The sequence below is a fragment of the Bacillus sp. EU63 genome (assembly GCF_038592915.1).
GTDB classification, from domain to species: Bacteria; Bacillota; Bacilli; order Bacillales; family Bacillaceae; genus Bacillus; species Bacillus velezensis.
Map to the genome: position 1 here is coordinate 374,628 of NZ_CP151944.1, position 13,213 is coordinate 387,840.

At 50.1% G+C, this 13,213-nt stretch carries 12 protein-coding genes; 10 read left to right on the forward strand and 2 right to left on the reverse strand.

The genetic code is table 11. The features are described 5' to 3' along the window. The first annotated feature begins 21 nt into the window (after positions 1-21). The 10 genes from gerKA to NYE38_RS01920 all read left to right on the forward strand — a co-directional run bounded on the left by gerKA (position 22) and on the right by NYE38_RS01920 (position 10,809). Complete coding sequence (gene gerKA / locus NYE38_RS01875) at positions 22-1,662, forward strand: spore germination protein GerKA (protein ID WP_014469741.1); 1,641 nt, start codon at positions 22-24, stop codon at positions 1,660-1,662. Further along, the gene (locus NYE38_RS01880) at positions 1,649-2,875 is read left to right on the forward strand and encodes a Ger(x)C family spore germination protein (protein WP_017419280.1); all 1,227 of its coding nucleotides are present in this window, start codon (positions 1,649-1,651) and stop codon (positions 2,873-2,875) included. The genes gerKA and NYE38_RS01880 overlap by 14 nt, the downstream gene beginning before the upstream one ends. 24 nt (positions 2,876-2,899) lie before the next feature. Further along, positions 2,900-4,018 (forward strand): GerAB/ArcD/ProY family transporter, encoded by a 1,119-nt coding sequence (locus tag NYE38_RS01885; RefSeq protein WP_014469743.1) that lies wholly within the window; start codon positions 2,900-2,902, stop codon positions 4,016-4,018. Between the two features lie 168 nt (positions 4,019-4,186). Further along, on the forward strand, positions 4,187-5,512 hold the full coding sequence (locus NYE38_RS01890; RefSeq protein WP_025650003.1) for an LLM class flavin-dependent oxidoreductase: 1,326 nt from the start codon (positions 4,187-4,189) through the stop codon (positions 5,510-5,512). A gap of 13 nt (positions 5,513-5,525) precedes the next feature. Beyond that, on the forward strand, positions 5,526-6,017 hold the full coding sequence (locus NYE38_RS01895) for a GNAT family N-acetyltransferase (protein ID WP_003156352.1): 492 nt from the start codon (positions 5,526-5,528) through the stop codon (positions 6,015-6,017). 28 nt (positions 6,018-6,045) lie between these two features. Further along, entirely contained in the window at positions 6,046-6,837 is a 792-nt protein-coding gene (locus tag NYE38_RS01900) for an amino acid ABC transporter substrate-binding protein (protein ID WP_014416894.1), read from the forward strand. A gap of 22 nt (positions 6,838-6,859) precedes the next feature. Then, the gene (locus NYE38_RS01905; protein ID WP_007410261.1) at positions 6,860-7,534 is read left to right on the forward strand and encodes an amino acid ABC transporter permease; all 675 of its coding nucleotides are present in this window, start codon (positions 6,860-6,862) and stop codon (positions 7,532-7,534) included. A 13-nt stretch (positions 7,535-7,547) separates the two neighbouring features. Further along, a complete protein-coding gene (locus NYE38_RS01910) occupies positions 7,548-8,297 on the forward strand; it encodes an amino acid ABC transporter ATP-binding protein (protein WP_014416896.1) in 750 nt (249 codons plus the stop codon). Positions 8,298-8,314: 17 nt separating this feature from the next. Further along, positions 8,315-9,466: a M20 peptidase aminoacylase family protein gene (locus tag NYE38_RS01915; RefSeq protein WP_014416897.1), complete on the forward strand. Its 1,152-nt coding sequence runs from the start codon at positions 8,315-8,317 to the stop codon at positions 9,464-9,466. Continuing rightward, positions 9,463-10,809, forward strand: coding sequence for an MmgE/PrpD family protein (locus tag NYE38_RS01920; RefSeq protein WP_110085401.1), 1,347 nt, complete (start codon positions 9,463-9,465; stop codon positions 10,807-10,809). Before NYE38_RS01915 ends, NYE38_RS01920 begins: the two co-directional genes overlap by 4 nt. 103 nt (positions 10,810-10,912) lie before the next feature. On the opposite strand, the gene NYE38_RS01925 is transcribed toward NYE38_RS01920, so the two are convergent. Together NYE38_RS01925 and NYE38_RS01930 are read right to left on the reverse strand one after the other, a co-directional pair. Beyond that, entirely contained in the window at positions 10,913-11,596 is a 684-nt protein-coding gene (locus NYE38_RS01925) for an ABC transporter ATP-binding protein (protein WP_063636994.1), read from the reverse strand. A gap of 14 nt (positions 11,597-11,610) precedes the next feature. Beyond that, positions 11,611-13,044 carry an ABC transporter permease gene (locus NYE38_RS01930; RefSeq protein WP_340801362.1) on the reverse strand — a complete coding sequence of 478 codons (1,434 nt, stop codon included), beginning with the start codon at positions 13,042-13,044 and terminating at the stop codon, positions 11,611-11,613. Positions 13,045-13,213 lie beyond the last annotated feature (169 nt).

The window sequence follows — 13,213 nt, forward strand, 5'->3', positions numbered from 1 at the left end:
CGAGGAAAGGTTTTTTGCGATATGCCGCCATTTTTTAAGCAGAAGAAACAAAAAAAAGCCGATCAAAACGACCGTGGCAATGAAGACAGAAAAGAACCGGAAAACAAATCAGACAAAGAGCGGGAGGAGCCGATCTCCCTCAGCTTAGAGAAAAATATGAAGAAGCTGTCTGCGAGGTTCGGCAACAGTGCTGATGTCGTTATCCGCCGGCTGAAAATCGGAAAGGAAGAGCTTCCGGCCGCGATTGTGTATATCGCCGGTTTGGTAGACGAACAGCTTGTCAGCCAATCTCTTCTGGAAGATTTAATCGATATTCCGTCCGTTCAGCCGGAACAAGCGGTCTGCCTGATATACGAAAAAACGCTTGCGATCGGCGGAGTAAAAGAGGAAGAGAAATGGAAAAGCCTTTTTGCCGGGCTGGTGGCGGGCAGCACGCTCATTTTTGTCGACGGGGCTGACAAGGCGCTGATCGCCAGTACGGAAGGAGGGGAACACCGGTCCATTCAAGAGCCGAGCACTCAGGTGTCCTTCCGCGGCCCGCGGCAGGGATTCACAGAATCTCTGCAAACCAATATTTCCATGATCCGCAGGTATGTAAAAACGCCTGATGTATGGGTTGAAAAAATGGAGATCGGACACGAGACGAATACGGACGTCGCGCTGATGTATATCAACGGAATTTGTGAAAAAAAGCTGATTAAGGAAGTCCGCAAGCGGCTGAAGCACATTGATATCGACAGCATTCTGGAATCCGGCTACATTGAGCAGCTTATAGAAGACGCGCCGTTTTCCGTGTTTCCCACTGTGTATCATACGGAACGTCCGGACGTTGTTGCGGGAAATCTGCTGGAAGGAAGATTTGCGATTATCGTGGATGGAACGCCGTTTGTTCTCCTCGCACCGGCCTTATTTATTCAATTTTTTCAATCAGTTGAGGATTATTATTCACGATTTGATATCGCTACAAGCATCAGGCTGCTTCGGGTTTTGATATTCTTCATTTCACTGGTGGCGCCGGGGATTTATGTGGCGGCGGCGACCTTTCATCAGGAAATGATTCCGACGCAGCTGCTGATTGTCATCGCCGCCCAGCGGGAGACGGTCCCGTTTCCGGCCGTCATTGAAGCGCTGACGATGGAAGTGGCCTTCGAGATTCTCAGGGAGGCGGGCGTCCGTCTTCCGAGAGTTGCGGGTTCCGCCGTTTCTATAGTTGGAGCGCTCGTCATCGGCCAGGCCGCCGTACAGGCCGGCATCGTTTCCCCGGCCATGGTTATCGTCGTCGCGCTGACGGCGATTGCCAGCTTTGCGACCCCGGCTTTTGACATGGCGATATCTGCGCGCCTGATCCGGTTTGTCTTTATTCTGTCGGCGGCGGTGATGGGATTTTACGGGCTGATTCTGGGCATTATCATGATGTTTGTTCATCTGTGCAGCCTGCGTTCATTCGGTTTTCCGTATATGTCCCCGCTCGCTCCTTTGTCCCCGGGCGGGCTGAAGGATTCCCTTCTCCGCGCTCCGCTGTGGGCGGATGAAAAAAGGCCGGGACTGCTCGTGCAGAAAAACAACAGGCGCCAAGGAGAACATCAAAGACCGAAACCGGAGACATCCAGAGGAATGGTTAATAAAGATATAGAAGAGGGCGACGGTAATGAAAAGACGTAAATGGATACTCCTCCTTTGTACGATGGTTTCCCTCATGTTTGTATCCGGGTGCTGGGATAAAAGAGAGCTGACCGATTTGGCGGTGATCTCCGCCATCGGTATTGACCGGACCGAATCGGGAAAATACGTCCTTCACTTTCAAATTATCAACCCGGGAAACGTGGCCGGCGGTCTGCAGGGCGGCGGAGCGGGAGACCGGCCTCCGGTTTCCGTCTATTCGGTGTCCGGAGACAATATGACGGAAGCTTTGAGAAAAGGCTCGATGAAAGTGTCCAGAAGGCTCTATTTTGCGCATACGAATCTCGTGGTGTTCAGTGAAAAACTGGCGAAAGAGGAAGGGCTCAGTTTTATTCTGGACAATCTTGACCGCGACACCGAATTCAGGACGACCGCAACCGCGGTTATCGCGCATAATTGCAAGGCTGAAGACATTATTAAAGTGCTGACGCCGATTGATAAAATCCCTTCCAATAAAGTGAACAAGACGCTCAGCTTCACGCAGGAACAATACGGCAGAGTCATTAAAACCAGCCTTCAGGACGTTCTGATTGATCTCGCTTCTCCGACCGGGTCGCCGTTTATACCGGGTTATGAAATGCACGGAGACGAAAAAGCCGGCCCTACAATGGAAAATACGCAGACGACTGAACCGAAAGCAGTGCTGTCAGCGGACGGATTGGCTGTGTTCAAAAAGGATGGGAGACTCGATTACTGGATCGAGGATGACGACAGTGTGGGCGCGGTATGGCTGCTGAACAAAATCAAGCATACGTTCATCAATGCGGATTGGAAGAACGTGAAGCATGCAATCAGTCTGCAGGTCACCCGCCAGAATACAAAGGTGACGGCCACTTTTCCGAACGGAAAACCGCATATTCACGTTCATGCTGAGGTCGAAGGACTGGTGGACGCCGTCAGATACCCTTTCCATCTGTCTGATCCGAAAGTGCTGATGACCATGCAAAAGGCGCTCAGCGCGCAGCTTGACAAAGATATCACCAAATCTATTGAAGATATTAAGGCTCATAAGAATGATTTCATCGGCTTCGGAGACCTGATTTATCGGCAGCATCCGCATAAATGGAAAAAGTTAAAAGGGAAGTGGGATGAAGAAATCTTTCCTAATCTCCCCGTGGATGTAAAAACGGAAGTCATCATCAGAAGAACGGGCTTGCGGAATAATCCTCTTTCAGACGAGCTCCAGCATGATTGATTTGAGGAGAAAGGAGCAAAGCACATGGAAAATGCCAAAATCGGCACGCGTCAGCTGTTTATTATGATCATTTTGTTTGAATTGGGCAGTTCGTTATTGATCCCGCCGGGCACGATGGCCGGACGGGATGCATGGCTGTCCGTGCTTCTCGGGTGCGTTGTCGGTCTCGGACTTTTCTACGTTTATCAGGCGCTGTATCAGTATTTTCCTGAGTCTTCTCCGAGAGATTACATGAACGAACTGATCGGCAGGCATCTGAGCTGGGTGGTCTTTCTTCTCTATATTCTCTATTTTGCTTATATCGCCGCCCGTGTATTGAGGGATTTTGGCGAAATGCTTGTCACCTTCGCCTATCAGGACACACCGCTTGTCATTGTGAATGCCATGCTGATGATTGCTGCGATATTTGCGGTCAGAAAGGGAATTGAAGTCATAGCGAGAGCCGGCGAGCTGCTGTTTGGCATTATGTATTTCCTGACGGCCATCGGGCTGATCCTCCTTATCAGCTCCGGCACGATAAACCTCAGATTTCTCCAGCCTGTCTTAGCGGAAGGCATGGGGACAGTCATTTATTCCGTGTTTAAACAGACCATGTTCATCCCGTTCGGTGAATTAATCGTGTTTGTCATGATTTTCCCTTACTTAAAAGATCGGAAAAAAGTGAAGAAAACAGGATTTCTGGCGATTATCATCAGCGGTCTGTTTTTGGCGATGTCGGTGGCGATTAATATTTGTGTGCTGGACGTCAACTTAATGCTCCGCTCTCAATTCCCGCTGCTGAGCACCATACAGACGATTAAAGTGGAAGAGTTTTTAGACCGGCTGGATGTCTTTTTTATGCTCGTGCTCGTCATCGGCGGTTTTTTCAAAGTCAGTCTTTTTACATATTCGGTTGTCGTGGGGGTCTCCACGCTGTTTAAAGAGAAAAATCCGTCCCAGCTGGCCTTGCCGGTCGGATTGGGAGTACTGATTCTCTCCATCAGCATCGCAAGCAATTTTTCGGAACACATGAATGAAGGCTTAAAAATTGTGCCGATCTATATTCATCTTCCGTTTCAAGTGCTGTTCCCCGTTTTGCTGCTTATCATTGCCGTGATCAAGAAAAAAGTCAAAGGGAGCGTCTATACAGTTTCGAAGAAATAACCCGGCCGGTGCGCCGGGTTTTTTTAAATATCATGATTTTTGTCTTCATGCATTGACAAACTTGCCTGACAATTGTACATTTTGATTTATTCTTATAAAATTACTAGGAAATATAGGTTTAGTGGTGTTAATATTTTCCGAACCGTATTTCAGAATAGAAGGAGATCCATCATGACAAAGAAAAAAGAAATCAAACTCGGTGTGTTTCTCGCGGGCACCGGCCATCATGTCGCTTCTTGGAGACATCCTCAGGCACCGGCGGACGCGAGCATGAATTTGGATTATTTCAAAGAACTGGCGAAAACGGCTGAGCGGGGGAAATTGGACATGCTGTTTTTGGCGGACAGTTTATCAATAGACGGCAAATCACATCCGAATGTGCTGACGCGCTTTGAGCCGTTTACGCTGCTGTCGGCGCTCGCTCAGGTCACATCCCGCATCGGTCTGACGGCGACCGCATCTACCACATACAGCGAACCGTTCCATATCGCGAGACAATTTGCATCGCTTGATCATCTTTCCAACGGCCGCGCGGGCTGGAATGTCGTCACATCTTCGATTGAATCGACCGCGCTTAATTTCAGCGGCGAAAAGCATCTTGAGCACCATCTCAGATATCAGCGCGCGGAAGAATTCGTTGAAGTCGTCAAAGGATTATGGGATTCGTGGGAGGAAGACGCCTTTATCCGTGACAAAGAATCAGGAGCATTTTTTGATAAAGACAAAATGCATGAATTGAACCATAAAGGAACATATTTCTCCGTGAGAGGGCCGTTAAATGTCGCCCGCACACCTCAAGGGCGCCCGGTCATTATTCAGGCCGGATCATCAGGAGACGGAAAAGCGCTGGCCGCCAAAACGGCGGAGGTCATTTTCACCGCGCAAAATCATTTGGAATCCGCGCAGGATTTCTATCAATCTATTAAAGAACAAGCGGCTTCTTTCGGCCGTGATCCTGAAAAAATCGCGATCATGCCGGGAATTTTTCCCGTTATCGCCGATACCGAAGAAGAAGCAAAGGCAAAATATGAAGAGCTCCAAGACCTCATCATTCCGTCTGTCGGCCTGAACATTCTGCAAAACTATCTGGGCGGCGTCGACCTTTCCGCCTTCCCGCTTGACGGCCCGCTGCCTGAATTGGATGCGGATGCGTCGAATGCCGTTAAAAGCCGGTTCAAGCTCGTTCAGGAGATGGCCAAACGCGATAACATGACCATCCGCGAACTTTACAAATATGTGGCGGGTTCAAGAGGCCATCATATCTTTGTCGGAACGCCGGAACAGCTTGCCGATAAGATGGAAGAATGGGTCGGAAAACAAGCTTGTGACGGTTTTAACATCATGCCGCCGCTTTTGCCTGAAGGTCTCACTCTTTTTGTAGACAAAGTGATTCCGATTTTACAAGAACGGGGCGTGTTCAGAAAAGAGTATGAAGGAACGACGCTCAGAGAACATTTCGGACTGGAAAAACCGGCAAACCGATATGCCGGCTAAAGGAGGGCTCATCATGTCAAGACAATACCGGCTCGCAACGGAGGCAGACGCTGATGAGCTGCTTTCACTGACACTGCGGGCGTATGAACCGATCCGCAAGCTCGGCATCAACTTTGCCGCTGCCACGGCGGATAAGGAGCTCGTTTTGAATAACATACAAAAAAACGCCTGTTACGTTTTGGAAGAAGACGGACGGATTCTGGCGACGATTTCTCTGCGGATGCCGTGGGGGCCGAATCCCGGGCCGTATGGTGTCCCTCATATTTGGTGGTTCGCCGTCGATCCTGAAACCGGAAAAAAAGGGACGGGCTCGGACATGCTGGAGTGGCTGGAGAATACAGTGCTCCGCGATACATTAAAAGCGCCTTTCGTGTCACTGGGCACAGCGGACAAGCATCCGTGGCTGATCGGCATGTACGAGCGGAAAGGCTACGTCCGTGCAGGCGAAAAGGATTTAGGAAAAGGGCACATCACCATTTATTTAAAAAAACAATTGCAGGATTAACATTTTAATAGGAAAAGGCGGGATTTCAATGAAGAAGAAAACATGGGCTTTGCTGCTGTCTGCCGCGCTTTTGGCGGTCTTATCAGCATGCGGAAACGGAAAAGAAAGCGAAGGCGGCGATAACGTACTGCATGTAGGCGCCACCGGACAAAGCTATCCGTTCGCATATAAAGAAAACGGCAAGCTGACCGGCTTTGACGTGGATGTCATGGAAGCCGTCGCGAAAAAAATCAACATGAAACTGGACTGGAAGCTGCTTGAATTCAGCGGTCTGATGGGAGAGCTCCAGACCGGTAAACTCGACACCATCTCTAACCAAGTCGCTGTCACGGACGAACGCAAGAAAACGTATAACTTCACAGAACCGTATTCGTATGCGGGCACTCAAATCGTCGTCAAAAACGATAACAAAGACATCAAATCAGTCAACGATCTGAAAGGAAAAACAGTGGCGGCCGTTCTGGGCTCAAACCACGCGAAAAACCTTGAGAGCAAGGACCCGGATAAAAAAATCAACATTAAAACATATGAAACACAAGAAGGCACGCTGAAAGACGTGGCTTACGGACGGGTTGACGCTTATGTAAACAGCCGCAGCGTCCTGATCGCCCAGATCAAAAAGACCGGTCTGCCTCTGAAATTAGCAGGAGACCCGATTGTCTATGAAAAAGTCGCTTTCCCGTTTGCGAAAGATGCGGCTCACGATAAAATCCGCAAAAAAGTAAACAAAGCCATTGAAGACCTGCGGAAAGACGGCACTCTGAAAAAGCTGTCTGAAAAGTACTTTAACGAAGATATCACAACGGAAGCAAAGCATTAAGAAACGGCGGTGAAATTCGAGAATGAACAGCATTGATTGGGGATTTATGTTTTCAGCTTTTCCCGCGTTAATCGAAGCCTTGCCGATCACATTACTTATGGCCGTCGCGGCCATGGTATTTGCCGTGATCGGCGGCCTTATATTAGCGCTTATCACAAAAAATCGTGTTCCTGTGCTTCACCAGCTGTCAAAGGTGTATATTTCATTTTTCCGGGGCGTGCCGACGCTCGTGCAGCTTTTCTTAATTTATTACGGCCTGCCTCAGCTGTTTCCCGGAATGAGCAAGATGACGGCGTTAACTGCGGCGATTATCGGGTTAAGCCTGAAAAATGCCGCCTACTTGGCTGAAATCTTCCGCGCGGCGCTCAACTCAGTCGATGAGGGGCAGCTTGAAGCCTGTCTGTCTGTCGGAATGACAAAATCCCAGGCGTACAGACGGATCATTTTCCCGCAAGCCGTCAGAAACGCGCTTCCCGCGACGGGAAATACGTTTATCGGCCTGTTAAAAGAAACATCACTCGCCTTTACATTAGGAGTGATGGAAATGTTCGCCCAAGGAAAAATGTACGCATCAGGCAACCTCAAATATTTTGAGACGTATTTAGCCGTCGCGGTCATGTACTGGATTCTTACGATTATTTACAGTGTGCTGCAGGATCTGCTCGAACGGGCGATCAGCAAGCCTTATCGCACATAGGAGGAGGCTCAGGATGATACAAGTCAGACATATTCGAAAAGCATTTAAAGACCTTACCGTACTTGACGGGATCGATCTTGAGATCAAAAGCGGCGAAGTCACGGCCATCATCGGCCCGTCAGGCTCGGGAAAATCAACGCTCCTCCGTTGTTTGAATCTGCTGGAGCGCCCGGATGACGGCATCATTGAAATCGGTGATGCAAAGCTGAATGCCTCGTCCTATTCGCGCAAAGACGTTCATAAGCTTCGCCAGCAGACGGCGATGGTGTTTCAGAATTACAACCTGTTCAAAAACAAAACCGCCCTGCAAAATGTGACAGAGGCGCTGATCACCGCGCAAAAGAAACCGAAAAAAGAAGCGGAACAGATCGGTATGGATCTGCTGCGGCAAGTCGGTTTAGAACACAAAGCGGACAGCTACCCGATTACGATGTCAGGCGGGCAGCAGCAGCGGATCGGGATTGCGCGCGCCTTGGCCGTTGATCCTCACGCGATTTTACTGGATGAACCGACTTCGGCCCTTGACCCTGAGCTTGTAGCCGGGGTGCTCCAAGTCATCAAATCAATTGCCGAAAAACAGACAACCATGATCATTGTCACGCATGAGATGGCTTTTGCTCGTGAAGTGGCCGACAAGGTTATTTTTATGGCGGACGGACGCATCATCGAACAGGGAACGCCGGAAGAGCTGTTTGACAATCCGCAGAACGAACGGACGAAAAAATTCATTAAGCAAGTGGGAGAGCCCGCCGAACTTGTCTAAGAAGGGAAGAAGAAGAAATGGCAAATGAAACGTATGAATCATTAAACAAACGTTTAATCAATATCCGCCGCGACCTTCATGAACACCCTGAGCTGTCAGGCGAGGAATACGAAACGACGAATAAAATCCGCCGCTGGCTGGAGGAAGAAGGAATCACGGTTCTTGATGTGCCGAAACTTCAAACCGGAGTGATCGCTGAAATCAAAGGAGACAAAAGCGGCCCCGTCATCGCCGTCAGAGCGGACATCGACGCACTGCCGATCGAAGAGAAAACAAACCTTCCGTTTGCTTCGCGAAACAGCGGCGTGATGCACGCCTGCGGCCATGATTTCCATACGGCATCTATTCTCGGCACGGCTTTCTTATTAAATGAGAGAAAGCATGAGCTGAAAGGAACGGTGCGGTTTATTTTTCAGCCCGCAGAAGAAATCGCCGCCGGAGCAAGACAGGTCATTGAAGCCGGCGCGCTTGACGGTGTATCGGCGATATTCGGCATGCATAACAAACCTGACCTCCCCGTCGGCACGGTCGGACTGAAAGAAGGCCCGCTGATGGCGAGTGTCGACCGCTTTGAAATCACCGTTAAAGGAAAAGGCGGCCACGCCGGAATCCCTGATAACAGCATTGATCCGATTCAGGCGGCAGGGCAGATCATCGGCGGCCTGCAATCAGTTGTCAGCAGAAATATCAGCTCGCTTCACAATGCCGTCGTCAGCATCACAAGAGTTCAGGGCGGCAGCTCTTGGAATGTCATCCCGGACCATGTTGAAATGGAAGGCACCGTCCGGACGTTTCAAAAGGAAGCGCGTGACGCTGTTCCGAAACATATGAAGCGGGTTGCCGAAGGAATCGCGGCAGGGTTCGGGGCAGAAGCCGAATTCCGCTGGTATCCCTACCTTCCGTCAGTGATGAACGACGCTCGTTTCATACAGGCGGCGGAGCAAACGGCTGAAGATCTCGGGCTTCAAACCGTTCGGGCAGAACAGTCGCCCGGCGGCGAAGACTTCGCATTATATCAAGAAAAAATCCCCGGCTTCTTCGTCTGGATGGGAACAAACGGAACAGAAGAATGGCACCATCCCGCCTTCACACTCGACGAAAAAGCGCTCCCGGCAGCGGCTGAGTTTTTCGCCCGGCTGGCCGTCAACGTATTGGAGCAGACGGATTGAATACGGAAAATCTGACGGCCGGGCTTGCTCAGGCCGTCATGTCGTCTGTGCCGGAAACATCCGCTGAAGCGATGAAAGAAGCGCGCAAAGGACTGCTTGATTTTACAGCGGCAGCCTTTGCGGGGAGACGGGATAAAGGGGTTGAGAAGCTGGTAAAACTGGCCGAAGAAGAAGGCGGGGTGCCGATAGCGCCGCTTATCGGCAGAAATCAAAAAACCACGCCGTCCCAATCCGCGCTCATTAACGGCTTCATCGCACATGCGCTTGATTTTGATGATGTTCATTCTGATGTAAGAGGACATCCGAGCGCCGTCATCCTTCCGGCTTTGATTGCAGCCGCATCAGCCGGCCGTATAGACAAAAGCCGTTTTCTCGGTGCTTATGTGACGGGAATCGAAGTGATGGCGCGGCTCGGCGAGTCAGCTGGAAGGCATCATTACGAGAAAGGCTGGCACAATACAGGAACGTTAGGTGCCATTGCGGCTGCATGCGCCGTCGGATTCGCGGAGAATCTGAATCAAACCCAATTGCAGAAAGCAATCGGGTTTGCGGCTGCCCGCTCCGGAGGCATGAGAGTGCAATTCGGGACAGAAATGAAGCCGCTCCACGCCGGACTGGCCGCTCAAGCCGGGTTGTTCGCCGTAAAGCTTGCAAAGGCCGGTTTCGGCGGCTCAGTTCATGCGCTCGACGGGGAGAAAGGTTTTTTCGGACTGTACGGCGATCTTGAACGGGCAGAAACCCTGCTTGTAAACGGGTGGGGAAAACCTTGGCGGATTGTGAGCCCGGGACTTTGGTTTAAGGTTTATCCGTTTTGCTCGGCGGCTCATCATGCGGCGGACGCCATTCTCAAGCTGAAGGCCGAACATGGTCTCACTTTCGGCCAAACGGAACGGATCGAAGTGATTTATCCGCCGGGCGGGGACGCCGCATTGACAGAACGGCGCCCGAAAACAGGCGAAGCGGGACGGTTCAGCGTGGAATATGTGATCACCTTAGCTTTGCACGGTAAGGATTTTTCAGTTGAACATTTCACATCCGAGCCGATTCCGGAATCCTTTCAAAAAGGATTTGAGCGGATTCACCGCAGCTGCGATGAACAAATTCAGCCGGCTGAAAACGCCGTTCCGAAGGGCCGTTTTACAATTGTACGGGTTACGGCTTCCGGCGGTCATGTCTATGAAACACGTATCGACTGTCCGAAGGGAGCGCCGGGAAACGGCCTTTCTGAAAAAGACATTGAAGACAAACTCCGGCTCGCTTTGCCGGGGGAAGAGGAAAAGGCGGAAGAATTGATCAAAGCAGCCCGACAATCAAATATGGACCGTTATTTACAGCTGATATAAATAAAAAGAGCGGGGGGATGCAGCCCTCGCTCTTTTTACGTTCACTTCTATTGAATAGGGGGATATAGGGTGCGCCCCTGTCTGCGCTGGCAGGGGCGCGGTATCAGGAAACGGCCGTGCCGTTTTCTGATACCGTGAAACCTCCTCTTAATAAGCGGATGTTGATATCCGAAACTTTGGCAATTTGTTCGTCGTGCGTAACCATGATGACGCATTTGCCGTCTTTATGCGCCAAGTCCTGAAAGAGCCGGACGATTTCCTTTGACGTATCCTCGTCGAGATTTCCCGTCGGCTCGTCCGCGCAAATCAAATCCGTGTCACAGCAGAAAGCCCGCGCAATTGAAACGCGCTGCTGCTGTCCGCCGCTTAATGTCAGCACCCGCTGACGGGCCTGCTGTTCGGTGAAGCCGACTTTTTTCAGCATGCTGAGCGCGAACGCATCTTTGTTGTTCTCCTTAGAGCCGGTGATCTCCATCGCCGTTGTGACATTCTGGAGCGCCGTCATATACGGGATCAGATGATAAGATTGAAAGACGATAGAGACATATTGATTTCTGAATTTGGTTAATCCGATTTTGGAGATGTCTTCTCCGTTATAAAGGATGCTTCCCTCTTTAGGTGTGTCAAGGCCGCCCGCCAGAGACAGAAACGTTGTTTTTCCCGTTCCGGAGGCGCCGACAATTGTATAAAACTTCCCTTTTTCAAAGCTGATCGTTATATCCTGAAACAGCGGCTGTGATTTGTCTTGGTACCAGTAGCCGGTCTGTTGAAAGGTTAATAGGCTCATTATGCTGCCTCCTCTTATTCCTGCTTGGTCAGGATCGTTTTAGGGTGAAGCCGCATGACTGATACAGACGGCAGTAATGTGGCGATGACGGCAATTGCGACGCCGATCCCGCCAAGAATCAGAAGGTCATTCAGCGAGACGTTTACCTGCATTGTACTGATGACATCCGCGCCGGATGAATGCTGACCGAACATGCCGCCTCCCCGCAGCATTTCTCCTCCGCCCCAGCCGCTTGTTTGCTGCGAATCACCGGCTGAGCTGACCTGCTGGGAAAGAAGCTGATTTCCGAGCTGATTCGCCACAAGGCTGCCCGTGACGGATGCGATCCCGATGGCGATAACCGCGACAACCAGAATTTCTGTTAAGAATTGTCCGATGAGCTTCCAGCGCTTTTCGCCGATCGCCATCAAGACACCCATTTCATACTTACGTTCCCTGATCGACATCATCACGATCAACCCAAGAATGACCGCGCCCGCGATGGATACAAGGTATACCACGTTTTTAGAAAATGACGCAACATTTTCAATCGGGCCGACCATTTGCTGATACACCTGATCATTTGTCGTCAGCGCGTAGGTTTTATCATCTATAGATGTTTTTTTCGCAGCCGCAACGAATGAGTCAATATATTTGGCATCATCCATATAATAAACGGCTGAGCTGATTTTGTTTTTGTTATCAGACCCTTTTAACGCCGCCGCGGCGGTGTAAGGCGTATAGATTTTATTGTCAGGATTTAAGAATGAAAAATGCTGTGCCTGGTCGTCTCCTGATGATGTTGTTTTATAGATTCCCACAATTTTAAGCTTCGTTTTCACAGAATCAGCCGCTGCTGAGGAAACGGTAATGGAGCCTCCGACCTTCAGCTTGTTTTGATCTGCCAGCGTTTCATTAATCACGGCGACTTTTGTGTCCGCATCTGTTTTTGTGATGGCGCGTCCGTCAGTGATTTTTGAGCTCCCGTCCGTGAAATCATCAAGCAATGCCGTAGAGAGCACGCCTTCGATCGAGATATCCGCTGAAATCATCTGTCTTCCGCCGCCTTGAAAACGGCCGGCGCCGGAACTGTTATCGGCTGATTCGCCTGAGCTTTTTATCGCATCAAAGCTTTCTGCATTTGCTGACGCTGTCGTGAGGAAGTTGTAATTTTTAACATGCTGTAAAGATGTAAGCTTCTTGGCATCTGAGACGGAAATCGGTGTTGATTCAAACGTCCTCTTTTCACCGTCTTTTTGCTGCTGCGCCATTTGCTTTTGGCGGTCAGCCTGGAGTGTGACGCTCCCGCCGAGCTGCTGCCTTGCCAGTTCGCTTGATTTCTTTGCCGCTGACTGGATCGCAAGACCGGACAGGGCAAAAATGCAAATCACTGAAAACACAACCAGCTGCAAAAATGTTTTTCCCTTTTTTGCCTTCATGCTCCAAAAGGCTCTTTTTATAAAGTTCATGTCTGTTCCTCCGTATGGATGTCAGATCTTGTAAAACCGGCCTCCTTTAGCACCGGCCATCCGATATGTATATAGTAGGAGAAATGTATGAAAAAAATATGAACAAACTATTTCCGGGTGATGAAATAAAAACTAACATTTGTGAAACCCGAAAACATCCGGGTAAAAT

What these genes read in the sequence shown, in the direction of transcription:
- gerKA (WP_014469741.1), top strand. Translation starts at nt 22, where the DNA reads ATGCCGCCATTTTTTAAGCAGAAGAAACAAAAAAAAGCCGATCAAAAC.
- NYE38_RS01880 (WP_017419280.1), top strand. Translation starts at nt 1,649, where the DNA reads ATGAAAAGACGTAAATGGATACTCCTCCTTTGTACGATGGTTTCCCTC.
- NYE38_RS01885 (WP_014469743.1), top strand. Translation starts at nt 2,900, where the DNA reads ATGGAAAATGCCAAAATCGGCACGCGTCAGCTGTTTATTATGATCATT.
- NYE38_RS01895 (WP_003156352.1), top strand. Translation starts at nt 5,526, where the DNA reads ATGTCAAGACAATACCGGCTCGCAACGGAGGCAGACGCTGATGAGCTG.
- NYE38_RS01900 (WP_014416894.1), top strand. Translation starts at nt 6,046, where the DNA reads ATGAAGAAGAAAACATGGGCTTTGCTGCTGTCTGCCGCGCTTTTGGCG.
- NYE38_RS01905 (WP_007410261.1), top strand. Translation starts at nt 6,860, where the DNA reads ATGAACAGCATTGATTGGGGATTTATGTTTTCAGCTTTTCCCGCGTTA.
- NYE38_RS01910 (WP_014416896.1), top strand. Translation starts at nt 7,548, where the DNA reads ATGATACAAGTCAGACATATTCGAAAAGCATTTAAAGACCTTACCGTA.
- NYE38_RS01915 (WP_014416897.1), top strand. Translation starts at nt 8,315, where the DNA reads ATGGCAAATGAAACGTATGAATCATTAAACAAACGTTTAATCAATATC.
- NYE38_RS01925 (WP_063636994.1), bottom strand. Translation starts at nt 11,596, where the DNA reads ATGAGCCTATTAACCTTTCAACAGACCGGCTACTGGTACCAAGACAAA.
- NYE38_RS01930 (WP_340801362.1), bottom strand. Translation starts at nt 13,044, where the DNA reads ATGAACTTTATAAAAAGAGCCTTTTGGAGCATGAAGGCAAAAAAGGGA.